The organism is Streptomyces sp. NPDC111507 (assembly GCF_055638955.1).
This window is the reverse complement of sequence record NZ_JBVKBU010000005.1, coordinates 142522-168893: the sequence shown is the minus strand read 5'-3', so window position 1 is coordinate 168893 and position 26372 is coordinate 142522. Positions and strand designations below refer to the sequence as shown.

At 70.5% G+C, this 26372-nt stretch carries 28 protein-coding genes and 2 pseudogenes; 17 read left to right on the top strand and 13 right to left on the bottom strand.

Annotation, left to right across the window (positions count from 1 at the left end; translation table 11 throughout):
• Positions 1 to 201: 201 nt before the first annotated feature.
• The 4 genes from ACZ7M2_RS21940 to ACZ7M2_RS21925 all read right to left on the bottom strand — a co-directional run bounded on the left by ACZ7M2_RS21940 (position 202) and on the right by ACZ7M2_RS21925 (position 2106).
• Entirely contained in the window at positions 202 to 591 is a 390-nt protein-coding gene (locus ACZ7M2_RS21940) for a luciferase domain-containing protein (protein ID WP_471596669.1), read from the bottom strand.
• Between the two features lie 166 nt (positions 592 to 757).
• Entirely contained in the window at positions 758 to 895 is a 138-nt protein-coding gene (locus ACZ7M2_RS21935; RefSeq protein ID WP_471596668.1) for a hypothetical protein, read from the bottom strand.
• Positions 896 to 955: 60 nt separating this feature from the next.
• The gene (locus ACZ7M2_RS21930; RefSeq protein ID WP_471596667.1) at positions 956 to 1408 is read right to left on the bottom strand and encodes a hypothetical protein; all 453 of its coding nucleotides are present in this window, start codon (positions 1406 to 1408) and stop codon (positions 956 to 958) included.
• A 17-nt stretch (positions 1409 to 1425) separates the two neighbouring features.
• Entirely contained in the window at positions 1426 to 2106 is a 681-nt protein-coding gene (locus ACZ7M2_RS21925) for a DUF6445 family protein (protein ID WP_097289449.1), read from the bottom strand.
• Positions 2107 to 2314: 208 nt separating this feature from the next.
• On the opposite strand from ACZ7M2_RS21925, the gene rpmF reads away from it, so the two are divergent.
• The 3 genes from rpmF to ACZ7M2_RS21910 all read left to right on the top strand — a co-directional run bounded on the left by rpmF (position 2315) and on the right by ACZ7M2_RS21910 (position 3910).
• Entirely contained in the window at positions 2315 to 2485 is a 171-nt protein-coding gene (rpmF, locus tag ACZ7M2_RS21920) for a 50S ribosomal protein L32 (RefSeq protein WP_352045231.1), read from the top strand.
• Position 2486: 1 nt separating this feature from the next.
• Entirely contained in the window at positions 2487 to 3449 is a 963-nt protein-coding gene (locus ACZ7M2_RS21915; protein ID WP_471596666.1) for an ATP-binding protein, read from the top strand.
• Positions 3450 to 3517: 68 nt separating this feature from the next.
• Complete coding sequence (locus ACZ7M2_RS21910) at positions 3518 to 3910, top strand: SCO5389 family protein (protein WP_352045233.1); 393 nt, start codon at positions 3518 to 3520, stop codon at positions 3908 to 3910.
• Between the two features lie 24 nt (positions 3911 to 3934).
• Here the strand turns inward: ACZ7M2_RS21910 and ACZ7M2_RS21905 are convergent, their stop codons facing one another.
• Complete coding sequence (locus tag ACZ7M2_RS21905; protein ID WP_471597008.1) at positions 3935 to 6352, bottom strand: SpoIIE family protein phosphatase; 2418 nt, start codon at positions 6350 to 6352, stop codon at positions 3935 to 3937.
• 220 nt (positions 6353 to 6572) lie between these two features.
• Between ACZ7M2_RS21905 and ACZ7M2_RS21900 the strand changes: the two genes are divergently transcribed.
• A complete protein-coding gene (locus ACZ7M2_RS21900; protein WP_471596665.1) occupies positions 6573 to 7331 on the top strand; it encodes a peptidoglycan-binding domain-containing protein in 759 nt (252 codons plus the stop codon).
• 66 nt (positions 7332 to 7397) lie between these two features.
• Here the strand turns inward: ACZ7M2_RS21900 and ACZ7M2_RS21895 are convergent, their stop codons facing one another.
• Both ACZ7M2_RS21895 and ACZ7M2_RS21890 read right to left on the bottom strand, forming a co-directional pair.
• Complete coding sequence (locus tag ACZ7M2_RS21895) at positions 7398 to 8252, bottom strand: alpha/beta fold hydrolase (RefSeq protein WP_471596664.1); 855 nt, start codon at positions 8250 to 8252, stop codon at positions 7398 to 7400.
• The gene (locus tag ACZ7M2_RS21890; protein WP_471596663.1) at positions 8249 to 9202 is read right to left on the bottom strand and encodes an alpha/beta hydrolase; all 954 of its coding nucleotides are present in this window, start codon (positions 9200 to 9202) and stop codon (positions 8249 to 8251) included. The genes ACZ7M2_RS21895 and ACZ7M2_RS21890 overlap by 4 nt, the downstream gene beginning before the upstream one ends.
• Before the next feature lie 266 nt (positions 9203 to 9468).
• Here ACZ7M2_RS21890 and ACZ7M2_RS21885 point away from each other — a divergent pair, with 266 nt between their 5' ends.
• Together ACZ7M2_RS21885 and ACZ7M2_RS21880 are read left to right on the top strand one after the other, a co-directional pair.
• Positions 9469 to 10191, top strand: a complete 723-nt coding sequence (locus ACZ7M2_RS21885; RefSeq protein WP_471596662.1) for a hypothetical protein — start codon at positions 9469 to 9471, stop codon at positions 10189 to 10191.
• A gap of 196 nt (positions 10192 to 10387) precedes the next feature.
• Positions 10388 to 10741 (top strand): annotated as a pseudogene (locus tag ACZ7M2_RS21880) (hypothetical protein); the annotation flags it as partial.
• A gap of 363 nt (positions 10742 to 11104) precedes the next feature.
• Here ACZ7M2_RS21880 and ACZ7M2_RS21875 read toward each other — a convergent pair.
• Positions 11105 to 11770, bottom strand: a complete 666-nt coding sequence (locus ACZ7M2_RS21875) for a nitroreductase (RefSeq protein ID WP_471596661.1) — start codon at positions 11768 to 11770, stop codon at positions 11105 to 11107.
• A 134-nt stretch (positions 11771 to 11904) separates the two neighbouring features.
• Here ACZ7M2_RS21875 and ACZ7M2_RS21870 point away from each other — a divergent pair.
• Positions 11905 to 12380: pseudogene (locus ACZ7M2_RS21870) on the top strand (SDR family NAD(P)-dependent oxidoreductase); the annotation flags it as partial.
• Between the two features lie 83 nt (positions 12381 to 12463).
• Here the strand turns inward: ACZ7M2_RS21870 and ACZ7M2_RS21865 are convergent.
• A complete protein-coding gene (locus ACZ7M2_RS21865; protein ID WP_471596660.1) occupies positions 12464 to 13144 on the bottom strand; it encodes a GntR family transcriptional regulator in 681 nt (226 codons plus the stop codon).
• A gap of 92 nt (positions 13145 to 13236) precedes the next feature.
• Here ACZ7M2_RS21865 and ACZ7M2_RS21860 point away from each other — a divergent pair, with 92 nt between their 5' ends.
• From ACZ7M2_RS21860 to ACZ7M2_RS21850, 3 genes are all read left to right on the top strand, one after another.
• Positions 13237 to 13773 carry a YbhB/YbcL family Raf kinase inhibitor-like protein gene (locus ACZ7M2_RS21860; RefSeq protein WP_471596659.1) on the top strand — a complete coding sequence of 179 codons (537 nt, stop codon included), beginning with the start codon at positions 13237 to 13239 and terminating at the stop codon, positions 13771 to 13773.
• A gap of 58 nt (positions 13774 to 13831) precedes the next feature.
• Complete coding sequence (locus tag ACZ7M2_RS21855; protein ID WP_471596658.1) at positions 13832 to 14695, top strand: SCO6745 family protein; 864 nt, start codon at positions 13832 to 13834, stop codon at positions 14693 to 14695.
• A 239-nt stretch (positions 14696 to 14934) separates the two neighbouring features.
• Positions 14935 to 15339 (top strand): actin-binding ADF family protein, encoded by a 405-nt coding sequence (locus ACZ7M2_RS21850; protein WP_471596657.1) that lies wholly within the window; start codon positions 14935 to 14937, stop codon positions 15337 to 15339.
• Between the two features lie 118 nt (positions 15340 to 15457).
• On the opposite strand, the gene ACZ7M2_RS21845 is transcribed toward ACZ7M2_RS21850, so the two are convergent.
• Together ACZ7M2_RS21845 and ACZ7M2_RS21840 are read right to left on the bottom strand one after the other, a co-directional pair.
• Positions 15458 to 15982: a P-loop nucleotide/nucleoside kinase family protein gene (locus ACZ7M2_RS21845; protein ID WP_471596656.1), complete on the bottom strand. Its 525-nt coding sequence runs from the start codon at positions 15980 to 15982 to the stop codon at positions 15458 to 15460.
• Positions 15983 to 16228: 246 nt separating this feature from the next.
• A complete protein-coding gene (locus tag ACZ7M2_RS21840; RefSeq protein WP_352045244.1) occupies positions 16229 to 16681 on the bottom strand; it encodes an Lrp/AsnC family transcriptional regulator in 453 nt (150 codons plus the stop codon).
• 146 nt (positions 16682 to 16827) lie between these two features.
• Between ACZ7M2_RS21840 and ACZ7M2_RS21835 the strand changes: the two genes are divergently transcribed.
• Complete coding sequence (locus ACZ7M2_RS21835; RefSeq protein WP_471596655.1) at positions 16828 to 17763, top strand: DMT family transporter; 936 nt, start codon at positions 16828 to 16830, stop codon at positions 17761 to 17763.
• 316 nt (positions 17764 to 18079) lie between these two features.
• A complete protein-coding gene (locus ACZ7M2_RS21830; RefSeq protein ID WP_471596654.1) occupies positions 18080 to 19009 on the top strand; it encodes a helix-turn-helix domain-containing protein in 930 nt (309 codons plus the stop codon).
• Here the strand turns inward: ACZ7M2_RS21830 and ACZ7M2_RS21825 are convergent.
• Positions 18984 to 19481 carry a peptidoglycan-binding domain-containing protein gene (locus ACZ7M2_RS21825; protein WP_471596653.1) on the bottom strand — a complete coding sequence of 166 codons (498 nt, stop codon included), beginning with the start codon at positions 19479 to 19481 and terminating at the stop codon, positions 18984 to 18986. The two genes, ACZ7M2_RS21830 and ACZ7M2_RS21825, sit on opposite strands and share 26 nt — an antisense overlap.
• Positions 19482 to 19712: 231 nt before the next feature.
• On the opposite strand from ACZ7M2_RS21825, the gene ACZ7M2_RS21820 reads away from it, so the two are divergent.
• Entirely contained in the window at positions 19713 to 20720 is a 1008-nt protein-coding gene (locus ACZ7M2_RS21820; RefSeq protein WP_471596652.1) for a helix-turn-helix domain-containing protein, read from the top strand.
• Here ACZ7M2_RS21820 and ACZ7M2_RS21815 read toward each other — a convergent pair.
• Entirely contained in the window at positions 20621 to 21043 is a 423-nt protein-coding gene (locus ACZ7M2_RS21815; RefSeq protein ID WP_471596651.1) for a hypothetical protein, read from the bottom strand. The genes ACZ7M2_RS21820 and ACZ7M2_RS21815 overlap by 100 nt on opposite strands.
• Before the next feature lie 409 nt (positions 21044 to 21452).
• Here ACZ7M2_RS21815 and ACZ7M2_RS21810 point away from each other — a divergent pair, with 409 nt between their 5' ends.
• The 4 genes from ACZ7M2_RS21810 to ACZ7M2_RS21795 all read left to right on the top strand — a co-directional run bounded on the left by ACZ7M2_RS21810 (position 21453) and on the right by ACZ7M2_RS21795 (position 26351).
• Positions 21453 to 22016, top strand: coding sequence for a hypothetical protein (locus ACZ7M2_RS21810; protein WP_471596650.1), 564 nt, complete (start codon positions 21453 to 21455; stop codon positions 22014 to 22016).
• 464 nt (positions 22017 to 22480) lie between these two features.
• Positions 22481 to 23404: a hypothetical protein gene (locus ACZ7M2_RS21805; protein ID WP_471597007.1), complete on the top strand. Its 924-nt coding sequence runs from the start codon at positions 22481 to 22483 to the stop codon at positions 23402 to 23404.
• A 282-nt stretch (positions 23405 to 23686) separates the two neighbouring features.
• A complete protein-coding gene (locus ACZ7M2_RS21800; RefSeq protein WP_471596649.1) occupies positions 23687 to 24946 on the top strand; it encodes a TolB family protein in 1260 nt (419 codons plus the stop codon).
• 112 nt (positions 24947 to 25058) lie between these two features.
• Entirely contained in the window at positions 25059 to 26351 is a 1293-nt protein-coding gene (locus tag ACZ7M2_RS21795) for a TolB family protein (protein ID WP_471596648.1), read from the top strand.
• Positions 26352 to 26372 lie beyond the last annotated feature (21 nt).

Below are 26372 nucleotides of genomic sequence, written 5' to 3'. Positions count from 1 at the left end.
CCACGGCCGCCCCGAGCGGACGGTGGATTTTCCCGGCGTACCGCTGCCCAGAAGGCGCTGAGACAGGCCGCTTCGGAGCCGGGCGACATCGATCTGCGGCGTGCCCGCCTTCCACTGCACGGGGAACATGGGAGCCGCCGCTCGTGATGCTGATCAAGTGGTCAGCCCCGCCGCCCGCCCCCGACCGACGTCGGTGACGTCTCAGCCGACGCTGTCGCGCGGAAGCACCATGCTGTGGAGGTCGTTGCAGCCCGCCGACGGAGAGTCGCCCGGAACCGGCCATGTCTGGTGGGACTGAAGAGCGAGGCTCACCAGGGTGAGGAGCAGGCCGATGTCGGCGTCCACCTCGAGGCGTATGGTCACCCACCGCGATCCGGGCACCATCCGGACCGCGGTGGCGCCCCGGAGATGATCCTGGAAACGGTGAATGGCACGAGCTGTGAGGTGCAGGTCGACATCGTGATCCGAATGGAAGTGCACGATCTCGCCCTGCGCCGAACTCAGCGCCCGCCCTGTGCCGCAGCTCGGCCGGGCCTCCGCGAGGTCCGGCCAGCCCGCCAGTTGCGTCATGGCACGCGAGGCCAACGTCATGCGCCCATCATGACGAGCTCACCGTCCGGACACCAGGACTTGAGGAAGCTGTAACGGAGCCGTAGCCCCCGCATGTCCGGAAATGGCGGGTGGAAGTCAGGGGCGTTTCTCCCCGAGCGGGCAGCGTTCCCCGAGGTCGAGGGCGAGGTCGTACGGGACGGGTGGGTCAGGCGGGGCCGCGTACCTCGAGCTGGGGGGCGAGGACGAGCCTGATGCCGGGATCGGCGAGATTGACACCGACGGTCTGTTCGATCTGCGTCAGTCGGCAGCGCAGGGTGTTCGCATAACCCGGTCCCGACGTCAAGCAGGTCCCGCAGCCAGTCCCGGACCGTTGCCGCGGAGTTCTCCTGGGGACGGCCGACGGTCAGGACGAGGTACCAGAGGTGGGGACAAGTGCCCTGCGTGCACGGTCAGATCCCGGGACCGCTGCATCGGCCGGCGCGGCGACCCAGTGGGTGCCGCGCGGGAGTCCGATGGAGTCGCCGGAGCCGGTGACGGTGGGAGCGCCGTGCGGCAGAACGGCGAACTGTTCCCTCTCGACCCGGTGGGTGCGGTAGTCCTCGGTCCCGCGCCGCATCAGGTGCACCGCAAACCGGTGGGCGATCCGCGCGAACACCGTCACCTGCCGCCGCTCGGCCCCCGACACCACCGCCCACATCGACCCGAGGCCGAAGCTCCCGGCGCGCAGCCCCACGGCGAGCCGGTCGGCGGCGCCCGCCGCCACCCCGCGCACCAGCTCGTGCACCACCGCCCCGCACAGCCGAGCGGCCCCGGACTCCAAGGTCCGGGGCCGCTCGGCATCGGTGTGCGGACTCACGCCATCCGCACGCGGGCTCACGCCATCCAGAAGAAGACCGCGGTCATCCGCTTGTCCTCCATCGTGCTGCCCCAGTAGCCGGTGGCGCTGTGCATCAGGTTGGCGTGGTAGAGGAGCAGCCGGTTGTAGCGGTGCGGGACCTCGAGGTCCTCGACGAAGGAGTCCGGCGCCACGAACCGCGTACCCAGCGCGTCGACCAGGTTGTTGTGCGGAGCCGCCACCACGTTCCCGCCGAGCCGGCCGCCGGGCAGGCTCTGCCGGTAGAAGCTCGTTCCGCAGCTCTTGGGTACGACCGGGTTGAGATAGAGCACGGCGGCGTACCGGCACAGCGCACGGGAGTCGGTGTGCGGGCGCGGTTGGCCCTCGTCCTTGCCGACCACCTGGACGCAGTTGTGGTTGAGCGTGCCCCCGGAGGGCGTGCTCTGCACCCACAGCTCCTTCGCGCCGGTGGCCTTCTTCACCAGCCGTTCCACACGGGCCAGTTCGCCCGGTTCGAGCCCCGGCATCGTCCGCAGGCCCGGCCAGCTCTCCGAGGTGTACGGGTAGCCCTTGGCCCACTCGTCCTTGGCGAGACAGCGCGCCCGGACGGCGTCCACGTCGGGCAGCACATCGTCGAAGACCCAGTAGTCCCGGTCACGGGTCGGTTTCCGGTAGGGGAGGACAGGGAGGGCCGGAGTCCGTGGGGGGTGTGAGGACATGCGGCCGACCATAGTGGCGGCCTCGGTCACCACTCGCCTGGGAATTGGTCAACAATCTGTCAACTCCGCTTGGCGTCACGGCTGTCCGCGCGCCCTCTGTGTCGCGCGCATGCCCCGTGCGCTTCCCGCACGCGCCCCGCGCGCCAGCTTGGAAATGAGATCCATTTTCAGATAGCGTCGCTCGTGTCCACCTACCTTGGAGACCGACATGGCCGTGCCCAAACGCAAGATGTCCCGCAGCAACACCCGCCACCGCCGCGCCCAGTGGAAGGCCGCCACGGCGCGGCTCGTTCCGATCACCGTCGACGGCGCCTCCCACCTCGTACCCCAGCGACTGGCCAAGGCGTACGAGCGCGGCCTGCTCCTCCCGGAGCGCTGAGATGCGCGCGGCCTTCGTCGGAAAGGGCGGCAGCGGCAAGACCACGCTGTCGGCCCTCTTCTCCCGCGAGCTGGCGCACTCCGGCGCGCCCGTCGTCGCCATCGACGGCGACATCAATCAGCACCTGGCCCACGCCCTCGGCCTCGGCGACGACGAGACCTTCGCCGCCCCGCCCCTCAGTGCGCGACTCGGCGAGATCAAGGCCTACCTGCGCGGCAGCAACCCGCGCATCACCTCGCCCGAGGCCATGATCAAGACCACTCCGCCGGGCCGCGGCTCACGCCTGTTGCGCCTCCTCGGCGACGACCCGGTGCACACTTCGCACCTCCAGCGGGTCGGCGGCGTACCGCTGATGGTCACCGGTGAGTTCGACGAGAGCGATCTCGGCGTCGCCTGCTACCACTCCAAACTCGGAGCGGTGGAGCTGTACCTCAACCATCTCGTCGACGGGCCCGGCGAGTACGTCGTCGTCGACATGACCGCCGGTGCCGACGCCTTCGCCTCCGGACTGTTCACCCGCTTCGACATGACCTTCCTGGTCGCCGAACCCACCCGCAAGGGTGTCTCCGTCTACCGCCAGTACCGCGACCACGCCGAGGAGTTCGGCGTCCCGATCGCGGTGATCGGCAACAAGGTCACCGCCGAGGACGACCTGCTCTTCCTCAAGGAACACGTCGGCGACGACCTCCTGGCGTACGTCCGGCACTCCTCCTGGGTGCGCGCCCAGGAGCAGGGCAGACCCCACGGCGACCTCGAACCGCACAACATCCACGCGCTGCGCCACATGCGGACGGCCCTGGACGCCCGTACCAAGGACTGGACGGCCTTCCAGGAAAACGCCGTCGCCTTCCACCTCCGCAACGCCGCCGCCTGGGCCGACCGGGCCACCGGCACCGACCTCTCCGCACAGATCGACCCCGACTTCCGGTACGGCCCCACCGCCCTCGAACCGTCCGCCGACTGATCCCCCGCGCACGGCCGGAGCGCGACCGGCGCACCACCGAACCACCTAGCGACAGGACTGCCACTCTCATGTCACTCGACGTCTCCCCGAAACTGCTCGCCGAAGCCGAACGCGGTCCGGTCCGCGAAGCGGACTTCGTGGACACCGTCCGTACGTCCCTGCCGTACGCGTACGGCCTCATCGCCGACCTGGCTCGTCAACTCCGGGACGGTACGGCTGAGTTCGCCGACAACCACACTCCGCCGCCGTCCGAGAAGGAACGCGGCCAGCTACTGAGGGCGCTCGCCAGCGACGCGATCCGCGGCAGCCTGGAGCGGCACTTCGGCGTCACCCTCGCCTTCATGAACTGCCACCGCGTCGCGGTCTTCCGCCCCGAGGGCCGGGGCGGCGCGACCCACTCCCGGTTCACCTCACAGCGTTCGCAGATCCTCAACCAGTCACCCGAGTTCCGCGACTGCTGAACCCCGCGGCCACACGTCCGTCCGTCACGTCGTGGGCTGGGTGGTCAGCGACTGCTCGGCCCAGATGACCTTCCCCTCGGGGGTGTAGCGGGTGCCCCAGCGCCGGGTGAACTGGGAGATCAGGAACAGCCCGCGGCCACCCTCGTCGGTGGTCTTCGGATGCCGCAGATGCGGGGCGGTCGCGGCGCCGTCGGAGACCTCGCAGATCAGCGCCCGCTCGGTGATCAGGCGCAGCCGGATCGGCCCCGAGGCGTACCGGATCGCGTTGGTGACGAGCTCGCTCACGACCAGCTCGGTGGTGAAGACCAGCTCGTCCAGGCCCCATGCACTCAGCTGCTGCGTCGCCACCTTCCTGGCCTCGGCGACCATGGCCGGATTGGTGGACAGGTCCCAGGTCGCGACCTGCTCGGCGCCGAGCCGGCGGGTGCGCGCCATCAGCAGCGCCACGTCGTCGTACGGCCGCGACGGCACGAGATCGTCCACGATCGTGCGGCACATGCCGTCCAACGGCTGACGGTGCGAGGCCAATGCGCCCCGCAGCCGCTCCCGGCCCGCGTCCGGATCCCGTCCCGTGCGGGGCGTGGCGATCAGCCCGTCGGTGTGCAGGGCGAGCACACTGCCTTCCTCGAGGGTGAACTCCACCGATTCGAAGGGCAGTCCGGCGACACCCAGTGCGGGACCGCGGGGAAGGTCCGCGAACGTGACGGTGCCGTCGGGCGTGATGACCGCGGGTGCGGGATGCCCCGCGTCCGCCATCGCGCACTGCCCGCTCACCGGGTCGTACACGACGTACAGACAGCTGGCTCCGACGGCCTGCATCCCGCTGGTGAGGGTGTCCGCGCCGCTGCCCTCCTCCCGGGCGGCCCGGCTGACCAGGTCGTCCAGGTGCGCGAGCACCTCCTCGGGCGACAGGTCCAGATCGGCGAGGGTCTGCACGGCGGCCCGCAGCCGCCCCATCGCGGCGGCGCCGTCGATGCCGTGACCGGTCACCTCGCCCACGACCAGGGCCACCCGCGCCCCGGACAGCGGAATGACGTCGAACCAGTCCCCGGCGAGGCCCGTGAGCTCGTCCGCGGGCCGGTAGCAGGCCGAGACCTCCACCGCGTTCTGCTCGGGGAAGCGGTGCGGGAGCAGATTGCGCTGGAGGACGAGCGCCGCGTCGCGCTCACGGGTGTAGCGACGGGCGTTGTCCAGGCACAGCGCCGCCCTGCCGACGAACTCCTCCGCCAGGCTCAGATCGTCCTCGTCGAAGGGGTCCTCGCGGTCGCGCCGGAAGAATGTGGTGATCCCCAGCGTGACGCCACGGGCCCGGACGGGCACGATCATCGCGCTGTGCAGCCCGAGGTCGAGGAAGGAGGCGGCCGGGCCCTCGCGGGCGCTCGTGCTCCACTTCCTGGCCTGCGGGTCGAGCCGCGCCTCACGCCAGGACCGGCCCTCGGCCAGAGCGCGGACCGGGGGAGAGGTCGTCTGGTAGGTCGCGGCCTCACCCACCTCGACAGCGGTTTCCGGGATACCGGCCCGGACCGACTGCTGTCCGGCACGCCGCAGCGACACCACGTCCGTGTCCCTCAGCGGGCCGGGCACCGGCTCCGCTCCCCTGAGTACGGACTCCAGCAGGTCCACGGTGACGAAGTCGGCCAGCCCCGGTACGGCGACATCGGCCAGCTCCTGTGCGGTGCGCAGGACGTCCAGACTGCGACCGATGTGCTCGCCGGCCCGGTCGAGCAGCGCCAGCCGCCGTCGCGCACGGTAGCGATCGGTGACGTCGACGACGGTGTAGTAGACCCCGATCGGGTGGCCGTGGTCGTCCTCCAGCCGAATGAACGACAGGGAGTGCGCGGACTCGCGATGCGGCGCGGACTGTATGCGGCCCACGTGCTCGTACCCGACGACCGGCCGGCCGCTCTCCAGCACCCGGCGCATCTGGGCCTCGAGCGTCTCGGCGTCCAGGCCCGGCTGGATGTCGGCGAGCCTGCGCCCCAGCCGCCGGTGCGGCGGCCCCCCGCCGAACTGCTCCAGCGCGGCGTTCGACCACACATAGCGCAGGTCCGTGTCCACGATGGCGATGCCCACCGGCGAGCGGGCGTTCATCCGCTCCAGCACCGACCGGCTCATGTCCCAGCCGGGGCCACCGGCCAGATCCGCGAGCAGCACCACCCAGCGCGTCGGCCCGCCGCTCTCGCGTATCGGGACGGCCCGGACCATCACCCGGACCGCGTGCCCGTCCCGGTGCAGCGCGGACAGCAGTCCCGCCCAGCCGCCGCCGTCGCTGCACCGCGCCGCAAGGTCCGGGATCCGGGCCGCGTCCTCCGGAAGCAGCAGGTCGGCGGCGCGGCGACCCAGGACCTCGGAGGGCGCGTACCCCAGCAGGCGCTCGGCGTCCGCGGTCCAGCTGGTCACCGTCATCCGGGCGTCGAGCAGCAATGGCGCGGCGTCCGCCATGTCGAAACGCCGGCGGGCGGCCGACACGTCTGGTTCCTCGCTCGCAGCCACGGCGACCCTCTCCGCTCCCCGAAGGTGGTCCTACCCGTTATTTGCCCATTCTTCACGTTGTACGACCACGTCGGCTCGGGGGCCTGCGGCTCCGTTGAACCCCGGGGCCGCCGGCCACGTATCACTCCACGGGGATGGCGTGAAACCGCGCGCACGGAAGGAGAGCAGTGTGCCGACACCGCCCGAACCAGGGCAGCCCGGGGGGCGACGGGCGATCGAACCCACCTATGTTCAGCGGCGCCGCCGGACGGAGGCACTTGCGCAACTTCTGAAGGAGGTGCGGGAGGAACAGCACGGGCCCGACTCGGACGAGAACTACGAGGTCATCGCCGTACCGGCCACGACGGTCGCCGTGTCGCCGCCGGTGGCCGAGGACGCGACCGAGGAACTGCCACCCGTCCTCGTGGGCGAGGACTACACCCGGGGCGAGAGACCGGTGGGGGCTCGCGGGCCTTCCTCCGCTCCCGGAGTCCACCGCGAGCGCGGGCGCGCGGGCGGGCGGACGGCCGGGTGGGGTACGGGGCACCGCCGGGCGGCGGTCGTCATCGGGGTCACGGGTGCGGCCCTCGTCGGCTTCGCCCTCGCGCTCCTGCTGCCCGGCGGTGAGCAGGAGGCCGGAGCGCAGGCCGGGCGAGCCCCGACCGGCGCGTCCACGACGGCCGCCGTTCAGGCCCCGTCCGCGAGCGCCGACCCGGACGGTGCGGGCACCCTGCGCGAGGGGGACAGCGGCCCCGCGGTCAAGGACCTGCAGCAGCGGCTGCTGCGGATCCCGAACGTCTACGACCACGGCTCCACGAACGGCGCCTACGACGCCACGCTCACGGCCGCGGTCGCGCGCTTCCAGCTCTGGTACGGGATCCGGGGCGACGAGACGGGTGTCTACGGCAACGACACCCGCGCCGACCTCGAATCCCGTACGACGCTGTGACCCCGTACGGCTCTGCGGCTCTATGGCGGTATGGCCGGCGAACGGGTGCCGAGCGCGCCAGGACCGTCAGGCGGTCGCGGACGACCGGGTGAACTCCCTTATGGCCCGGGCGAGTTCCGTCGGCCGGTCCAACGGGACGAGCGTGTAGCTGTCGTCGATCTCGACCAGCCGTCCCCGCGGGAGCAGCGCGGCGAGGCGCCGGCCGTGCTCGGGCGGCATCACACGGTCGCCGCGCGCCCAGACGACAAGGGCGGGGCGGTCGAAGTGCGGCAGTCGTTCGGCCGCGGCGAGCAGCAGACCGGTGTCCGCCGCCGCCGCGCGCAGTGTGCGTACGGCGTCGCGGCGGATCTCCGGCCGTTCGAGGACCGGCCTGATCCACCGAGCGGTGGCGGCGTCGCCCCGGAGCGTCAGCCACCCGAAGGCGACCGGCATGCGGCGCAGCGGCCGTAGCCGCATCTGTTGCATGAACATCCCGAACAGCCGAGGTGGGAGCCTGCCACTGAGGACGAGCGTCCGGCCCGTCAGCCCGGGCGGGAAGTTGTCGAAGGCGTCGCACGACACGAGCACCACCCCCGCCACCCGTGCCGCACCGTCGCCCATCATGAGCTGGACGAGCGCACCGCCGGTGTCATTGCCGACCAGGACGACGTCCCGCAGATCGAGGCGTTCGAGGAACTCCGCGACCAGCCGGGCCACCCCGGGCAGCGACAGGTCGGCGTCGGCCCGCATTCCGTGCCGATGCGCCCCGAGCGGCAGGGTCGGCGCGACGCACCGGTGGTCGGCGGCGAGCTCGGTGATCGTCTCGTCCCACAGCGAGGCGTCCATCATCAGCCCATGCAGCAGCACCAGCACCGGACCGTCGCCACCCGTGTCCCGGTACGCGACCGTCCCCGCCGACAGCTCGATCTCCCCCGTCGTCATCCGCGCTCCACGGAGGCGACGGAGGCCACCGGGGAATCGAGCACATGTCGGCGCAGGAACGACAACTCGGCGTCGACCGCCCGTTCGTGCGCGTCCAGGAACGGCGCGTAGTGCCCGCCGGGCAACCACACCAGCTCCGCGCGGGGCGCCTGTCGCGTCGCGCGCACGGCCGCCGTGGGCGAGGCGGACTGGTCCTGCTCGCATACGACGACGAGCAGTGGACACCGTACGCGGGAGGCGTCGCGGCCAGGACGGTAGAACCCGAGGCCGAGCGCTGAGCGGGCCGCGACCTCCTGCCGCCAGTGCGGATACCGGTCGCCGGGATTGAGCGCGCGCGGGACGTCGGCCGTGTCCGGCGTGGTGAGGACGGCGACGGTGCCGGGCTCGCCGCTGAGCGGCACCAGCAGCGGCGGACGGCCGAGGAGGCCGCCGGCCGCGTCGAGGACACCCCTGCCGAACAGGCGCAGCAGGGCGAGTGGCTTCTGGTGGCGCGCCGCGAGGCGTGCGGCGGCCAGGCCCCCGACGTTCGGCGTCTGGGCGATCACCGCGGCGAGGTGCGGGGTGCGCGCCGCGACCCGCAGGAGGTGACCGGCGGATGCGGAGAACCCCCAGACGGCCAGCCTGTTCCGGTCGACTCCCGGCAGGGTCGCCGCGCACGCGACAGCGGCTCGCCAGTCCGCCAACTGCCCGCTGACCGAGGCGACTTGACGCGGCCGACCACCGCTCTCACCGAATCCGCGATAGTCGAAGGCCAGCACGCCGAACCCGGCGTCGTGGAACCGCCGCGCGAACAGGTCGGTGGCCGGTTCCTTCGTCACGGCGAACCCGCCCGCCATGATCACACAGGAGCCGTCGCTCCCCGGATAGTGCCAGGCGGCGCACTCGCTGCCGCCGCTGCTGAAACGGACCTTCTGCCGCTCCCCGGACACCGGATCGGTCACGTCGTTCATAAGAGCCTCCTGTCCTAAGTCCTGTCATAACGGCCTCCCGCGCGCGTCTGCCGCTTCCTTGCCGAACCTCCGCGTCCAAGAGGGGTCATGAGGACCCCGGTGTGACATCGCCGCGACACCTCGTCGCACTTCCCGCCGGGGACACACGTGTACGGGCCGCGGGAGTACCGCGGTGGAAAACCGAACGCGCACAGAGGTGAGCGGCCTGGCTTGGAGGCGAGCGAAACCCGGCGTCACGGTATGGGGAGCCATGCGAACATCAGCGGGTGACCGACGATGAGGAGCTGTTCGCCGCCGACCTGATCGGTAAGCGGCTGCTGCGGGTGACCACGGCTTGGCACCACTACGCCGATGGCGAGCCGTCGCTGGTGCATCTGTGGCTCCATCTCGAAGGGCTCGGCCCGGTCCACTTCCACACACCCAGCACTGGCCTGTCGCTGACGATCGACCAGCCGCACGAGCCGTACTCGATGGAGCAGTACGGCAGTGTCGTGGTCGTCGAGGATCCACCTGGCCTGTCGGTGACCCGGTTCATCGGCGAGCCGGTCCGCTCGGTCCGAGAGATCAACTATCGGGACGTGCGCGTCGACTTCGGGGCCGGACTCACGCTCCAGTTCCCCGGCGGGAGCATCCGCCTACTCGCTCTCGACGACGACCTCGTCCTCGCCCACGACCAGCACCTGGGGCCGGTCGAGAGCCACTTGCACGAGGACGTGGCCCTCGCCCGGGTGGTGCAGACCTGCGGCGGCTTCCCGTCGCAGTGGGACGCGTGGACGACCGGCGGTCAGTACCTGTATCTGCGGTACCGGCACGGGGAGGGGACCGTCGAGCAGCATCCGAGTGAGGACACCGACACGTGGGACGGTGAGGAGTCCAGGCTCTGGACGATGTGGGACGACGGGACCGACGGTGGCCACATCGAACTCACCGATTTCCTCGCCCTGGCCGGCCTACGGCTGGCCTCCACCGCCGAGATCTCTCGCCGATGATGACGCGGACCTGAGTATCAGCCGCTCTTGCCCTGGGTGACGGCCCGCCCCCGTCGCGCTCGCGGACGCCCTCGCCCCCTGACCGGCGGACGAACCGCCGACGTGGCCGGACCTGCTCATTTTCTTCCGCCCTCGCTCCGGACGAGCACTGGCGATACAGGGATGCGATGCTCTGCCTGACGCGAGAGCGACACTGTTCACGCCCAGGCGTCTTGTCTGCCGAAACTGCGGGCTGTCACGGGTGTCGACCGCCCGTCGCGTCTCGTTCAGCCGGGGTACGGCTCAGCCCGCGACGGACCCGTTCTTCGGCACGCCACTGTGGCTCCAGCGCGAGACCCGTCATGGGTGGTTGTGGGCATACAACCTGGACCATCTGGACCTGCTCCAGCGCTTCGTCCAAGCGCCGCTGCGTGAACGAGCACCCTGGTACGACACCAGACGGAAGATGACACTGGTGGCGCGTCTGCCGCTATGGATCAAGCGGGCGAGGAACCGGGACGAGATCCTGCGCGCTGTCACCCGGATCCGTGCCTCACTGACGTCCGGCTGATCGGTATCTGCCGACCTGGAACGGCGAGCGCCGACTGGTAGTGATCTGGGACCTGTCGGGCACCGGTGAAGCACGTCAGCAACGCGCACTGCGGCTGATCGGCGACGGATTCGCGGCGCTCGCGGTCCACCTGCGGGTGCGGTCCACCTGGGTGCCGGCCGCCGGCTCCCCCCTCCCGCCATGCGCCGCCGGGCATCGGGTGGACCGCGGTCACCGCCGTCGGCTGGTGGTGGGCCGACCCGGCGGTCGGCTACGCGCTGGTCCGCTACGCGGTCCGCGAAGTCCGCGAAATCTTCACCGCCAGCTGCTGGCTGACGACCCGTCTGTCGAGAGGATCACTGGTCAGACGGCGGTTCATACTCGTCATCCTCCGATGAAGCTCACTGTTTCTGTCATGTCCGCCCGCCCGGTGCGCAGCCGTGGCACGCCCTCCTTCTCGAACCCCACAGCGACACCGCAGAACAGCACGAGCCCGTCATCGGCTCCCACCGCCTTGCTGACAGTCTCGCGAAACATCGTCCACATCACCTGGGGGCAGCTGTGCAGTCCTTCCGCCCTCAGCAACAGCATGACCGTCTGCAAGTACATCCCCGCGTCCCCCCACTGCCCGGGCCCCATCGTCCGGTCGAGGTAGCAGAACAGTACGACCGGCGCCCCGAACGCGTCCGAGTTCACAGCGGCGATCTTCGTGGGCCTGTCGGGGTCGTCGCGCTCGATTCCCAGCGCTTGGTACCGCTGGGCAGCCGCGGCGGAGAAACGGTCCAGGTACGGTGAGGTCAGTTCGGCCGGGTACATCGGATACTCCCGCTCATCACCCGGGTCTCCCGCCAGTGCCCTGGCCGTCGCGCGTCTCTTCAGTTCGGCCAAGGGCTCACCGGTCACGACATACACATGCCAAGGCTGGAGATTCCCACTCGACGGGGCCCGCGTCGCCGCGGCCAGCACTCGTTCGAGCACCTCTTTGGGTATCGGCTCACCGCTGAACGCCCGCACGGCCCTGCGACTGTCCACGGCTTCATACACATCCACGTCTTCTCGTCCTCTCACTCACTCCCTGGCGGGCAGCGAAGACACGAGGATGATCGTCGCATCAGGCGAGCGGACCGGGCGGAGGTCAGCGGCTGCACGAGGTACTGCGAGCCGAACTCGACGCGGCCTCACGCCTGGACCGGCCCCGCCGCGCGATCGACCCAGCTGCTGCCCCGGACTTGCTGGCCGACAAGGTCGCCTTCATCATCGGCGCCGGACGCGGCATCGGAGCCGCCGCGGCTCGGCTCTTCGCCCGGGTAAGCGCCCGAGTGCTTCTCGCGGACGGGGGCGGAGGCCCAGTTGAAGGCGGTGGCCGAGGAGATTCGGGTCGGCGGTCGGCGGGCGGCTCCGCGAGTACGTGGTGTGCGAACTGGCGGACGCGACCGGCGTGCGCGCCGCCGTGGACCGCGCCGTGAACCTGTACGGCCGGTTCGACATCGCCGCCATCCGAACCACCGCCGGGACGGGCGCTGTCGTCAACAACTCATCCGTCGGGGGCCTGATGGGGCAACCCCGAGCTGCCCGCCCATGCGTGATGAAACGGGCGGTCAACAGCCTCGCCGAGTCGGCCGCCATCACCTACGGCCCGGAAGGCATCCGCGTCAACGCGCACGTGTTGACGGCCGCTACGAGGACTGTCGCCTCTGGCGGACGGCCGCTGCACGCCACATCGCCGCGATCCTCACCCGCGCATCACGCGTGCGGCTCGGTGTCCAGGATCATGCCTGACGTGGAGCTGATCATGCGGCGCAGGACGGCGTCGGCCCGCTCGCTGTCGCGGGCCATGACCGCGTCGAGCAGGTCGCGGTGTTCTTTGTGGACGGCCTGGTCGGTCCAGTGGTTCGTCTCCGCCGGTGTGGGTCGGCTCCACCGCCGGTACAGTTCGGCCTCTTCCCTCAGGGAGGCGGCCAGTTCGCGTAGCCGGGGGTTGGCGCAGCCGGCCAGGAGCGCGGTGTGGAAGTCGGCGTGGGCGATCAGCCAGTCCTCGCCCGGCTGGTCACCGTCGCCGCGCGGGGTCTGCTCGAAGGTGTGGTGGGCGGCCAGCACCTGAGCCTGCCACGCGAGGCCGCCCTCGCTGATGGCGCGGCTCAGGGTGAGGGACTCGATCTCGGTGCGGGTGTCGGTCAGGTCGGCCAGCCCGCGAGCGGTGACGTCGGTGACCTGGAAGCCGTGGTGCGCCTCGGAGCTGACCAGGTTCTTGGCGACCAGTTTGAGCAGGGCTTCGCGTACGGCGCCGGTGCTCACCCCGTACTGCTCGCTGAGCTCGGGGAACTTCAACCGCTGGCCAGGCCGGAGCCGGCCGCCCAGGATGTCGGCCCGGATGCGGTCTTGCACCACCTCACTGCGGGTCTGCTGCCCGGCTCCTCTCGCCACGGGACGGATCCTACAACATTTGACAGCTGGCAGTATTTTTAAAAGTGTGGTTGATTATTGAAAGTAAGCAACCTGGCTCGATGGGAGACCCGATGAGCAGTCCGTACGACACCATGCCCGCCGTTCCCGAGTTCGCCGTCACGAGCGCGGACGTCACCGACGGAGGCCCGTTGCCGGTGGCGCAGTTCGCCGCCATGAGCGGCGCCGCCGGAGCCGAGGACCGCTCCCCTCAGCTGTCGTGGCGCGGCTTCCCGGCCGCTACCCGCAGCTTCGTCGTCACGATGTACGACCCGGACGCCCCGACCCCGTCCGGTTTCTGGCACTGGGCGGTGGCCGACATCGCCGCCGACATGACGTCCCTCGACGCCGGCGTCGGCACGCCCGGCAACGGCGGTCTGCCGGACGGCGCTTTCCACGTCTCGAACGATGTTCGCGCGACCGCCTACGTCGGCGCCGCGCCACCGCCGGGAACCGGCAAGCACCGCTACTACATCGCCGTCAACGCACTCGACATACCGTCTGTGACGACCCTCGGCATCACCCCGGAGTCGACCCCGGCCGCCCTCAGCTTCTTCATCCTCCAGCACACGCTCGCCCGAGCCGTCCTCGTGCCGTGGGCCGGCGAGTGAGGCCCGGGTGCGGCCGGCAGATCCTTCCGGGCGGCTCGTCCTGATGACTTCATTCGAGATGACTGCAGGCGAGGCGAGCGCGGGACGCCGCTGCCACAACGTCGTCAATCCCGTGCACACATCCGTGTACTTCGCGCCCGAGCAGCAGGACGAACTCGCGGCGCTCGGGCTGGAGCGCGGCGCCATGGCCTATTTCGCGGGCCGCGCGGCCCCGCTCGGAGAGGTCGGCGCGGGCACCGTCACAGCGACGTTCTACAACTTCAACCACGAGCACGTGGCCCGGTACATCCCCGCCGCGTGGTCCGTCACCACGCCGGAGGCGGTGCTCGCGGCCCGGCTGCGTGGCGCGGACGGGACGCTGCGGCGACTGCTCGGGGAGGAAGCCCTCACGTCGAAGGAGATGGCCGAGGCGGCCGAGCTGGCGCTGCGCGCCACCGAGGCGTGCCGCCGCGAGGCGCGGCCGCTGTACGCCGCCAACGCCGGCCTTCCCGTACCCGAGGAACCGCACCTGGCCCTGTGGCACGCCGCGACGCTGCTGCGCGAGCACCGGGGTGACGGTCACCTCGCCGCTCTGGCGGTGGCCGGCCTGTCCGGGATCGAGGCCCTCGTCCTGCACAACGCCACCGGTACGGCGCCGACGTCGGCGTTGTTCATGCGGACACGCGGGTGGTCCGCGGAGCAGTGGGCCGCCGCCCGGGACCGACTGTGCGAGCGCGGGCTGCTGGACGGAGCGGGCGACCTCACGGAGGCGGGCGCGGCCCTGCGTGGTGAGGCCGAGGCGCTCACCGACCGCCTCGACGCCGCTCCGTACGACCACCTCGGCGCTGCCGCCACCGCACGCCTCACCGAGCTGGCCGGCGGCTTCACCAGAACCCTCAGGGCAGCCGGCGCCTTCCCCACGGAGCACTTCGGCAAGGGCTGAGGCCGAGGGGGGCGTACAGCAGGGGGCGTACAGCCGAAGAAGCCGCTGACGCCGGGACTTCACGCCGCCGAAGCCGTCCACCGGCTCCGCTCCGTGGCGGCCCGACCAGGGGGGATACGGCCTGTCCGCCTGATCACGACCTTTCCTCGCGACGAAGCGGGCAAGCGGCCCAGAACCTCCCGGGGAGCCGGTTCGTTGAGCCGCTTGGCCTGCTCTCCCAATGATCAGAAGGACTCGTCGTGAGCGGTGGTACCCCAGTGGACGACAGCTGTATCAGCGCCTTTCAGGAGCTGAAAAGCAGGCGGGACATCAACACAGTGATCTTCCGGCTCAGCGACAACCTGGAGACCGTCATCCCCGACGCCAAGGGGAACCTGACACACGACGAACTACTGAAGGCCCTGCCGGCCGACGAGCCCCGGTACGTCGTCCACGACCTCCTCTTCGCCACCGCGGACGGGACCCGTCAGGAGAAGATCGTGCTGATCTCCTGGTGCCCGGCGGGCACGAACGCCGAGGAGAGGGTCGCGCACTCCTCCGGCTACGGCACACTCCGGAACCTGCTCGACGGCGTCCAGCTCCACGTACAGGCCACAGACCTGTCCGATGTGGAGTACAAGGCGCTTGTCTCCCAGGCCTGTTGACCCACTTTCCTCCTGGCTGTGGCGGGGACTGGATCGGCGACGGGCTGACCCGCCGAGTTCACCGATCCCGACGGCGATGCGTGGGCGCTGCGGGAGCGTGGTCTTCGTCCCTCGTGAGTCATGTGAAGGACGGCCACCGATCGGCGGCCCACTCGAGCCAGCCCGGCCACCCAGGAGGCGGACCGCCGATTTCCTGCCCGTCGAGTTCCGTGGCATCGGGCTCCTCGAACAGCGTCCTCCACTGCGAGAGGTCCGCCTCGCTCATCGGGAAGGTCTGATCCGGAGCAGTCGACTGGCGGTGGGCGATCCGGGCGCGCTGGGTCTCCTGGTCCACCGGCATGTACACGAGGTGGTAGGACGCGCCCACGGCCTCGACCAACCAGCGGATCGCGGACCTCTCGTCACGAGACCAGCATCCGAAATCCAGGACCACGTTGGTTCCAAGCCTCAGTGCCTCCAGAGCGAGTGAGAGCAGCCGTCCTTCCAGGACATCGCGCTTCCCGTCCGACTCCGACTCGCCGAACAGCGGAATCATCCACTCGTCCGGCGTCAGCCGCAGAGCGCCGTGCTCTTTGGCCAGTTGCCGAGCCCTCGTGGTCTTGCCGGCCCCCGGCAGGCCGACCGTCAGAAACAACGTGGTCACACCCGGATCGTTCATGGAAACCACACGGAGGACAACTGCTTTCAGCTCCCCGTTCCGCGTGAGTCGCGCAAAGAGCCGGAACAGCAGGCGCCGCCGTGCCGGCCTGGTTGTAGGTGGTGGCCAGCAGCCCGGTGACCGGTGCCGCGGCCTGCGGCACCTGCCGTGTCAGTCCGGTGGCGCGCGCAACCACCGTTCCCGACCGTGGGGAGCCCCGAGGCGAACGGCCTGCTGAGGTCCGCATCGGTGTCACGTCGGACCGATGACCTTCTTGCGCATGTGCCCGTAGACCACCGATGTCCGTACGTCGGCGAGTTCAGGGCGCTTCGTCAGCTTGTCCAGGACCACTGCGTGCAGATGATCGGTGTCCCGGACGGCGACGTGTACGAGGAAGTCGTCGTTCCCGGTGAGGACGAAGATCGAGATGACTTCGGGCATCCCCTCCAGGAAGGCCTGGAAGGCCTCGATCGCCGCACGTGACGGCGGGCGGACCCGTACGGCGATCACCGCCTGCAGCCCGCGGCCGATCGCCGCGAGATCTGCCTCCGCATGAAATCCCGTCAGGATGCCGCTCCTGCGCAGCGACCGGATTCGCTCCAGACACGTGGACGGGGCGATACCGAGTTCCTGGGCCATGTCCCGGTTGGTGCGCCGACCGTCCTCCTGGAGCATCCGCACCAACGCCGAATCAAGTTCGTCCATGCTCGCCTCAACTCGCCGGATTCTGAAGGTAATTCGGACACTTCACATCATATTCGATGATCTTGTTAGCCTCCAGCCTAGTTGGCTGACGTTCGTTCGGTCGTCGTGCGTCGGCGCCGACGAGTGGTGGGAAGGGGCGACTTGGTATGCGTGAACGAGGACCCACGGTGTGGGCGGTGTGTGCGGTCATGGCGGCCGCGCTGTTGTGGAGCAGTTCGTACGCGGTGACCAAGCAGGTGCTGGAAGATGTCGGCCCGCTCAGTATCGGTGCCATCAGGTTCACCCTCGCGGCGTTACTCCTGGCCGTGATGGTACGGCTGAGCCGGCACCGCCCGGCCCGGCCGGACCCTCGACAGCGACGGCAGCTCTACCTGAGCGGGTTCCTCGGCATCACGGTGTACTTCATCCTGGAGAACGTCGGCGTCGACCTGTCCACGGCATCCGACGCGTCGCTGATCGTGGCCACGTACCCGCTGATGACGATGCTGGTGGAACTGGTCGTCCTGCGCTCCCGGATGCCGCTGCTGAGGGTGACGGGCGTGCTGCTGGCAGCCGTCGGCGCCTTCCTCGTCGTACGCAACGGGGCCGAGGTGGGCGGAAGTTCGCGCTGGCTGGGGGACGTCCTGCTGCTGCTCGGCGGCCTGGCCTGGGCCGGCTACAACGTGCTCGGCAAGCGCGCGAGCGCCGGGCAGGACTCCGCGAGCGTCACCTACTACCAGACCCTGGCGGGCGCGGCCGGCTTCCTGCTCGTGTCCCTGCTGGAGGCCGACGACTGGCGGATGCCGGGCGCGACCGCCTCGTCGCTGCTGGTCTACCTGGCCATGGCGTGCTCGGTCGGCGGCTTCCTGCTCTACAACTACGGTCTGCGCAGGATGGCGTCGAGCGTCGCGGTCAACATCCTCAACCTGGTCCCGGTCTTCGGCGTCATCGGCGCCGTCGTGATCAACGGGGAGTCGATCCGGCTCGCCCAGGTGACGGGCGGCGCGATCATCATCGTCGGGGTGGTGCTGGGCATGATCGAGCGGGGACAGGGGGCGACGGCCCGAAGCGGTGCCTGGCGGCGACCGAGCCCCGTCGATTGACTCACCCTCACGGCCTTCGTCGTGGTGACGTGCATCCTTGGTCGGAGCACACGATCAGCCGAAGGCCGCCCGGACGTCCGGCGAACGCCCAGGTGAGCGGCCTGGTTCGAGGAGCATGTCGACTCGCCGACAACCAGTGTCGGGGGTGCCATGTCAGGTGCTCCTGGCTTCTTGGACTGAGTTCCGGCACATTCGCGGGAACGCATGCCGCGGACGCTTCCGAGCGCTTCGTGGCAGCGGACGGCAATGGCTCGGCGCGCTCGTACGATGGCGCGGTGGGGCAGGCCCGCTGCCCTTGTGGGGGCGGGAGGAGCGGATGGCAACCCGTCGGCGGCGCGAGCGCGACGACGTACCGGTGGAATTGCAGCGGCTGGTGGGGGAGTTGCGGCAGTGCAAGGACCGGTGTGAGCTGAGCCTGACGTCGCTCGCCGCCAAGACCGGATTCAGCGTCAGCTCCTGGCAGCGTTACCTCGGTGGCCGCTCGCTGCCTCCCTGGGAAGCCGTCGACGCGCTGGGCCGGCTGGGGCAAGCGGAACGTGGCAGGTTACGGGTGGTCTGGGAAGCGGCTGCCGATGTCTGGGCGGATACCGACCGACCCCGTACGGCGCTGGACCGGGGCCCGTCGCCGAAGGCCGAAGCGGGGCACGAAGCGGCCGGCCCGGAGGGTGAGCAAGGGACCGGCCCGGCGGGGCAGGAAGCGGCGTCGCATTCGACGGCGCGTTCACGCGGCCGAAGGTATGCCGCGGCCACGGCGGCCGGGGCGTGTGCGCTGGCGGCCGTTCTGGCATGGCATTCCTGGGGTGGAGACCACGTGCCGGTTCCGCAGGGTGCGCCGGCCGGCGCACCGGCCTGGCCCTGGCCGCTGCACTCGACGGCGCCCCGGTCGGGTACGCCGTGCGGGCCGGGCGGTTGCCAGGGACTCGATCCGTATCGGCAGCGGTGCGACCAGGACGCGGTCACGGTGCACCGTCTCCGGGCGCTCGGGCGGACCCTGGCGCTGCGCTGGAGCCCGGCCTGTCACGCCGGCTGGGCCGAGGTCCAGCCGGCCCAGGGAACCTCGGGGCTGCTGGTCGCCGGGGACGACGGAGCCCGGCAGACCGCGCCCGCGGGTGCCGCGTGGACGGCGATGATCCCCGGCGGACCCGATGCGACGCGAGCCGCCGTGGTCGTGGCCCACTACCAGCTGGGGGTGTCGGAGTCCGACAGCTGGGCCGACGCCGTCACCGGCGGCACTGGGCCAGGGTGACCGCGTCCAGGCGCAGTTCACGGAACCGCCCGACGTCCCAGACCTCGTAGACACCGTCCCGGTTTCGGCGCAGCGGCAGGTCGAAGCGGTCTCCGTGGTACACCGTCCAGGGCAGGACGACGGCGAGACGACGGCTTGCCGCGCCGTACGTGGCCGGGCCGACGATGCCGTCCGCGGACAGACGGTGGTTGCTCTGCCAGACGCGGGTCGCCGCCACCGTCGCGGCATCGTAGGAGCAAGTGACGCTGGTGCGCGGCAGGTAGCCGTCCGCCCACAAGATCCCCTGCCACAGCCCCACCAGATCACTGGGCGGAGTGTGCCGCTCCTCCAGGCGCGGAGCGGCCTGCCAGTCGTCGGCCGGCGGTCCCTCCCCGTGCAGGCGGCTCCCGTCGGCCGACGGGGTTCCGCCGGCGCACACCGCCGCGAGCGCCACCGCGCACACGACCGCCCTGGCCGCCTCGACAAAGCCCACCCCTCAGTCTTAGCGGCCCGTGGCAGGTCGGCGCACGCCCCCGGCGGACCTCGTACGGCATTGACCGAATACCGACCGCAGGCAGGGTGAAAAACACATCGACGCCGGAGATATCACCCGCGGGGCGGTCTAATCTTCTGCCCGACGGCTGTTCCAGCAAAACATTCAGCACATTCGCTTGTATGCACCGTGCCAAGTGCCGGACGGTGCGTTGGCCGCTGGGGGACATCAATGCGGGAGTGGGTTCCCTTACCCGACGCTCTGACATCGGATGCCCGGCGGCTGGCCACGGAGCTCAGGCGCCTCAAGGACCACAGTGGCCTGAGTCTGACCGCGCTGGCCGGGCAGACCTCGTACAGCAAGTCCTCCTGGGAGCGCTACCTCAACGGTAAGGCGCTGCCGCCCCGGCAGGCCGTACTGGCCCTCGGTGAACTCGTCGGAGCCGAGCCGGCACGGCTGACCGCTTTGTGGGAAGACGCCACGATCGCATGGAAGAACCGCGGCGCTGCGGAACGGCCCGCCGCCACGGCACCAGCCGACTCCGTGGCCGATGAACCCGGCAGCGCACCGGCGCCCGTCGCTCGCCCGCCCCGGCCCGCGTTCCGCCGTCCGGGACGGGTCGCGATCGCCGCGGCGTCACTGCTCGCCTGCGTGGGCGCCGGTGTGTTCATCGCCCTCGACCAAGGCTCCGGCCCCCAGGACCGTACCGGCCGGGGGATCACGGCGAGTTCACCGACGCGGCAGCTGGAGACCAGCTGTTTCAGCGACAGCTGCACTGCGAAGGACCCCAAGCAGACGGGCTGCGCCGGTGACGCGTGGACCGCGGCCCTCACCAGGATCCAGGGTGTGTACGTGGAACTGCGGTACAGCGACGCCTGTAAAGCCGCGTGGGCCCGGATCAGCTGGGGACGCCCCGGCGACGTCGCCCAGGTCATCGCCGACCACGGCCGAACCTTGCAGGCGAAGGTCCACTACGACACCGACGTCTACACCGCGATGACGGTGGCGATGACCCCGTCCGGAGCCAGGGCCTGCACCACCTTGACCGCCGGCGGCCACGGCTGCACGCAGCCGGGCGGTACCGAGCGGCTCACGGAACCCCCGAATCCCCCGACGACCCCGTCGGGGGCGCGCGTCGGTCAGCCGCGGACCGCCTTGAGCAGGACCTCGACGTCGTTCCCGGAGTGCCAGCCCGTCTCGTACTTGGGGCTGTGGTGGCGGGTGCTCGTCCAGGAGTAGTAGCGGAACCACGTCTGGTCGAGGCCGTTCCAGTGGGCGTACCCCGTGGCCACGTTCACCCGGGCGTACTTACCGTCCGTCTTGTTGTCCCAGATATAGAGGGCGGCGCTGGTCTGCTGCTTTCCGCCGACCTTCCGGTCGCACTCCATGTACCGCACGCCGACGGAGTTGTGGTCCGCGGTGATGGACTTCCACTTGGAGCAGGTGACGGCACTGGCAGCGGAGTTCGGCGAGGTGGTGGCCGCCACGGCGGAGGTCGCGGCGATCCCGGTGACCGCGGCGAGCGTCGCACAGGAGACCGCGATGCGGATGCGTACGTTCATGATCGTTTCGAATTCCTTCGTCCTGGGTCCGGGGCAGCGAGTCCTTGTGTGCCGCCCTTTTGCTCCTCCGACGGTGGCGGCCGCGCCCCCGAGGCCGCGAGGGACAGCCGGGAAGTGACCGTTTCCCGGGAAACGTCGGATGCTGACCTGCGGGAACTCCACTCGCCAAGACAGGGTGGGGGGACGGCTGGGACGGTGGAACCTCGCGACGGCCTCGACGACGTCCGGAGCCTTCTGCACCTCTGGTGAGGCGAAATGATGGAGCGGCGGATCGTGCTGCCCTGCTCGGTGTGGCCGGCGTGGTCGGTGCCGTGGCCCGTCGTGATCACGCAGGGTGAAGATGCTGTGTGACTGGGGCGAATATTGCGAGGTCGTTCCCTGCCACTGTGCGACCTTCTAATCTCGGCTCATGGACTGGTTGATGGCCGCGTGGGTGGGGGTGGCTGGTGGTGCCACCATGGAGGCCGTCGACGTCATCAAGTCCGTCAAATGGCACCACAAAATGCCATGGAACGTGCAGCCGGACACGATCGATCCTCCTCGGCGCCGGCCCGATGTACGGCCCGGCGAGGAGCAGTTGCCCGCGCCCGGCTGGCCGGGTTATTGCGTTGCCGCGGTGCTGCGGTTGTTCGTGAGTGGGGCCCCGACGGGCGCCCTCGCCGCGACCTACCCGCACAGTGTGAACCCGCTCGTGGCCTACATGGTCGGCTTAGGGGCCCTGTCAGCCGTTCAACAACTCGCCACGCTGGTGCCACTGGCGGTCAAGAGCGCCGGCCGGGCCGCCTTGGGCGGTGTGGCCGAGGAGGCACAGCAACAAGCCCTTCAGGGGCAACCGCAGCCGGCTTACGGTTACGGCCACCCCAACGGTGTTCCTCTCCGGCCACAGGCAGCAGGTCCTCCCGCAGGCAGCGCGCAGCCGGACCCAGGCATCACCGCGCCACAGGGATCGTCAGACGCAGGGGGGCAGGTATGACGCCGGCCGCTGAATCCTTCGCCGGCCGGGTCCTGGCCGTCATCTCGCGCCGGTCGCCAGGCTTTCGGCCGCCCACCGGGTCGTTCAGGCCGGTCGTCACTGGGGTGCGGACCGTCGTCTCGCCAATTCCTTCACCCTCCAGTGCTTCCGAACCGCCCGAAGGAATCCCCACCGACACGCACCGCGCTGCGACAAAGCCGAGTGGCGTCGCGAGCCCGCGCCGACCTCTCCTCGCGCGCCGTCTGCTGACTTCGGTCCTGGGCATCCGGGTGCACCCGGCGAAGGTGTCCGACGCATCCGTGCGGAATGAGTCGGACGGGGAGACGAAAGCACGGTTCACCGACCGCACGAGCAGCCCCGTCCTGCCGCCGCACACACCGGGCGAGCGACCAGGGGCGCAAGAGGAGGGACGCCCCGGGGACAAGGGTGGCGGCGTGCCGCACCGCGAGCCGGGCAAGGGCCGTCTGGAACGCGGCTCGCGGTGGGAGGATCCGGCTCCGCGGTACCTGCTGAGCGAGGACCGCCAGGAATACGAGCGGATCCTCGATGAGGCGCTGCGCTCCGCCCCACGCCGCCCGGAACTCGCCGCTGTCGGTCGGCGGCTCAATGCCGAACAGCTGCGCACCATGGCGCTCAACGCCACCGCACTCATCACGGCGGCCGCGGCGACCGAGTACCAGCACTATGCCGATGTCCGCGAGGAACTGCGCCGCCCGGCGCCGCCCGCCCCGTGGTCCGCCGATGCGTCCGGCTCCGGGGAGCCGGACGCGGGCGCGATGGGGCTCGCCGCCACGAGGGGCGAGGTCACCGAGCCCGCCGGAGCCGGCGCGATCGCCGTCGTCGCGGTGCTTGCGCCCGTCCTCGCCGGAACAGCCGCGGCGATCTTCCTGCTCGTGGGGTTCGTCCTGAAGGTCTTCAGCCCTCGGCTGGCGTTCGCCCAGACCCTGCTGACCACCGGGTGGGTCTTCGGCGCGGTCACGGCGGCCGCAATCCTGGTCGCCGCGGTCGGGCTGCTGCTCACCGCTCTGCGCAACGGCTCGTCCTCGCTCCAGGCCGGAGCACCCGGCGAGCTCAACGCGGAGGTGGCCCGGGCCAGGGAAGCCTGGCGCGAGGCCCTGCTGGAGCGCGGCATCATGCCGTTCCTCCGGGAGGCCCTCACCGATGCGGGCACGGCGGCACTGACCCGTCCGTCACCGACACCGACCACCGGCCGCATGCCGCACCTCGGCTACAACCGGCCGGGGTTCAGCAGCCCCGACGGCGACCCCGCGGCGGGTCCGCGCCCGAGCTTCACCAGCCCGGACTTCACCAGCCCGGACTTCACCAGCCCGGACTTCGGGGGGCCAGCCGAAAGCACCCCGTCCACGGGGCCCGAACAGTCCGACTGACCAACGCCGGACTTGGGTGTCAGCGGTATGCCGCCGCCTGGGCGTGTTCGGACTCGTGGCGGGCGACATCGTGACCGGGCGTAGGTTTTCGGCCAATTACGGGACGCCCCGGACGAGGTCGCCTCGCGGACGCCTGATGTTGTGCCCGAGTTGTACTCAATTCTAGGGATTGACCCTGTGTATGGCGGTGCGCTTGCCTCGAAGGGAGCCCTCGGCGCGGGGCCGGGGGAGATGCGTCCACGGGGAAGCACAGGGGGAATCGTGTTCAGAACCATGCGTGGGGTGTCCGTCGCGACGCTCGCGGGGGCGATGGTCGCGCTGTCGGCGTCATCGGCCACGTCGGCGCCGAAGCCGCAGACCGAGCGGATCACAGGGTCGGCGACGGGGGAGCAGGGCAACGACGACTCGTACGGACCGCAGTTCAGTGCCGACGGCCGCTTCGCGGTCTTCACGGCGTACGCGTCCAACCTGGTGCCCGGCGACACCAACGGTTTCGGTGACGTCTTCGTGCGTGATCTGCGCAAGGGGACAGTCGAGCGGGTCAGCGTCAGTTCGGACGGCGCACAGGCCGACAGCGAGTCGTCCGCGCAGGCCGTCAGTGCCGACGGGCGGTACATCCTGTTCCGCTCCCATGCCAGGAACCTGGTCCGCTGGGACAATCCGCCCACGAACGCCGCGGCCGACGACATCTACCTGCACGACCGGCGCACCGGCAGCACGGAGCGGATCAGCGTCGCCCTCGACGGAGGTTCCGCGTTCGCGGCCGGCGCCACCATGTCGGCGGACGCCCGCTACATCGCCTTCAATGCCAAGGCCGACCGGATGGAGACCGACCCCGGCGACCTCTTCGGAGTCGTGTACGTCCTCGACCGCCGCACCGGCGTCGTGGAGCGGATCACCAACCGGAACCGCCCGGACAACCCCGCGCTCCTGCAGGGTCTGAGCGCCGACGGCCGCTACGTGGCGTACACGCAGCTGGTGCCGCGCAGCTCGTACGGTCGCACGTGGGTGCACGACCGCCGCACCGGCACCGAGGAACAGGTCAACGTCAAGCCGGACGGCACCCCGGCACAGCGGTACGCGATGCCCGCCTCGCTTTCCGCGGACGGCCGGACGATCGCATTCGACTACTGGGGTGATGAGGAACTGGTCCCGGGTGAACCCCCCAGTGCCGCCTCCACCGTGTACGTCCGCGACCTGCGCAAGGACGTCACCCGGCGCGTCAACGCCGGTCCCGCCGACGAGAACGGGGTGCGCGAGCCCCGGCTCAGCCCGGACGGCCGGTACCTGACCTATCAGGCGGATCCCCGTCTGGCGGACGGACGGCTCGGGCCGGCCAACGTCTACCTCCGCGACCTGCGCACCGGCACCACTCGTCTGGTCAGCGAGTCCGTCACCGGTGAGCCCGTCACGGACGTCTCCGTGGCGGTGTACTCGGTGAGCGCCGGGGCCCGGCGCATCGGCCTGGGCAGCGAATCAGCCCAACTCGCCCTCGACGACACGAACGGTCACTACGACGGCTTCGTGCGTCGTCTCCGCTGAACTCCCCCCGTCCTCCACGGGACTTGCGGGGAACAGCAAGGAACTCGCACGGAACAACCAAGGCATGTGCCCGGCCGACATGGCACTCGCACGGAACAACAGGGGGTCTTCCATGCATGTCGCACGCCGCACCACTCTGAGCGCCGCCGTGGTGGCCGCGCTCGCCGGCACCGTGTTGCCGGCCGCCGCCCAGCACTCCTCGCCCGGCCCCGCCCGGGCCAGCGTCGCCACCGACGGGCGGCAGGCCGACGGCGCCTCCGCAGAACCCGCGCTCAGCGCGAACGGTCGCTACATCGCCTTCGTCTCGGCCGCCGCCAACTTGGTCCGAGGGGACACGAACGGCGTCGCCGACGTCTTCGTGCACGACCTGCGCACCGGTCGCACCCAGCGCGTCGCCGAGGGCCCGGCGACGGGTGTGGCACTCAGCGGCGACGGCCGTGACGTCGTTTTCGCCACCACGGCCGCGCTCACCGAGGACGACGACAACGGCCTCGACGACATCTACCTCTACGACCGCCGCACCCACCGGACCGAGCGCATCAGCCACGGCCACCCCGACGCCCCGCCGCGCAGCCGCCTGAACTATTCGCCCGCCATCAGCGCGAACGGACGGATCGTCGCCTACACCACGGCGACCCCGGACGCCGCCCCCGGCGACACCAACGGCCGGGACGACGTGATCGTCCACGACCGGCGCACGGGGAAGAACGAACTGGTCCAGTACCGCACCGACGGCGCTCTCGGGGACGGCGACTCCCTCTCGGCGTCGCTCAGCGCCGACGGACGCCAGGTCGCGTTCGAGACGGCGGACCAGCTGGACCCGAACCACGACTGGACGCACGCCAGGAACGTCTACGTCCGCGACCGGCTGAAGGGCACGACGGAGCAGATCAGCCGGCCCACCCGCTTTGTCTACAAGGAGAGTTCGTTCGACTCGTCGATCAGCGCGAACGGCCGGATGTTCGCCTTCTCCTCCAACGTCGCCTCCCTGGTGCCCGACGACACCAACAAGGTCACCGACGTGTTCGCCTTCGACCGGAAGACGCAGACGACCGTACGTGTCAGCACCGCGGCCGACGGTACCCAGGCCGACGGGGTGAGCTCCGCCGCGAGCCTGAGCGGGGACGGCCGCCGCGTCGCCTTCGTCTCCGCGGCCACCAACCTCGTCCCTGGTGACACCAACGGCCTTGCCGACGTCTTCGTCAAGGATCTGAGGACCGGCGCCGTCGAGCGGGTGAGCTTGGCGGCCGACGGCACTGAGGCGGACCGGCCCGCGGTGGGCTCCACGTCGCTCAGCGACCACCGGATCGCCTTCTCCTCGGCGGCCACGAACCTCGTCCGTGGCGACAGCAACGACACCGTCGACGTCTTCGTCGGCCGAGATCATGAGACACATTCAGACTGACCCAGGAGTGAGACGGACCTG

Coding starts and splice junctions, on each gene's coding strand:
- ACZ7M2_RS21940 (WP_471596669.1), bottom strand. CDS start 591: ATGACGTTGGCCTCGCGTGCCATGACGCAACTGGCGGGCTGGCCGGAC.
- ACZ7M2_RS21925 (WP_097289449.1), bottom strand. CDS start 2,106: ATGTCCTCACACCCCCCACGGACTCCGGCCCTCCCTGTCCTCCCCTAC.
- rpmF (WP_352045231.1), top strand. CDS start 2,315: ATGGCCGTGCCCAAACGCAAGATGTCCCGCAGCAACACCCGCCACCGC.
- ACZ7M2_RS21915 (WP_471596666.1), top strand. CDS start 2,487: ATGCGCGCGGCCTTCGTCGGAAAGGGCGGCAGCGGCAAGACCACGCTG.
- ACZ7M2_RS21910 (WP_352045233.1), top strand. CDS start 3,518: ATGTCACTCGACGTCTCCCCGAAACTGCTCGCCGAAGCCGAACGCGGT.
- ACZ7M2_RS21905 (WP_471597008.1), bottom strand. CDS start 6,352: ATGGCGGACGCCGCGCCATTGCTGCTCGACGCCCGGATGACGGTGACC.
- ACZ7M2_RS21895 (WP_471596664.1), bottom strand. CDS start 8,252: ATGACGACGGGGGAGATCGAGCTGTCGGCGGGGACGGTCGCGTACCGG.
- ACZ7M2_RS21890 (WP_471596663.1), bottom strand. CDS start 9,202: ATGAACGACGTGACCGATCCGGTGTCCGGGGAGCGGCAGAAGGTCCGT.
- ACZ7M2_RS21860 (WP_471596659.1), top strand. CDS start 13,237: ATGAGCAGTCCGTACGACACCATGCCCGCCGTTCCCGAGTTCGCCGTC.
- ACZ7M2_RS21855 (WP_471596658.1), top strand. CDS start 13,832: ATGACTGCAGGCGAGGCGAGCGCGGGACGCCGCTGCCACAACGTCGTC.
- ACZ7M2_RS21840 (WP_352045244.1), bottom strand. CDS start 16,681: ATGGACGAACTTGATTCGGCGTTGGTGCGGATGCTCCAGGAGGACGGT.
- ACZ7M2_RS21835 (WP_471596655.1), top strand. CDS start 16,828: ATGCGTGAACGAGGACCCACGGTGTGGGCGGTGTGTGCGGTCATGGCG.
- ACZ7M2_RS21830 (WP_471596654.1), top strand. CDS start 18,080: ATGGCAACCCGTCGGCGGCGCGAGCGCGACGACGTACCGGTGGAATTG.
- ACZ7M2_RS21820 (WP_471596652.1), top strand. CDS start 19,713: ATGCGGGAGTGGGTTCCCTTACCCGACGCTCTGACATCGGATGCCCGG.
- ACZ7M2_RS21815 (WP_471596651.1), bottom strand. CDS start 21,043: ATGAACGTACGCATCCGCATCGCGGTCTCCTGTGCGACGCTCGCCGCG.
- ACZ7M2_RS21810 (WP_471596650.1), top strand. CDS start 21,453: ATGGACTGGTTGATGGCCGCGTGGGTGGGGGTGGCTGGTGGTGCCACC.
- ACZ7M2_RS21795 (WP_471596648.1), top strand. CDS start 25,059: ATGCATGTCGCACGCCGCACCACTCTGAGCGCCGCCGTGGTGGCCGCG.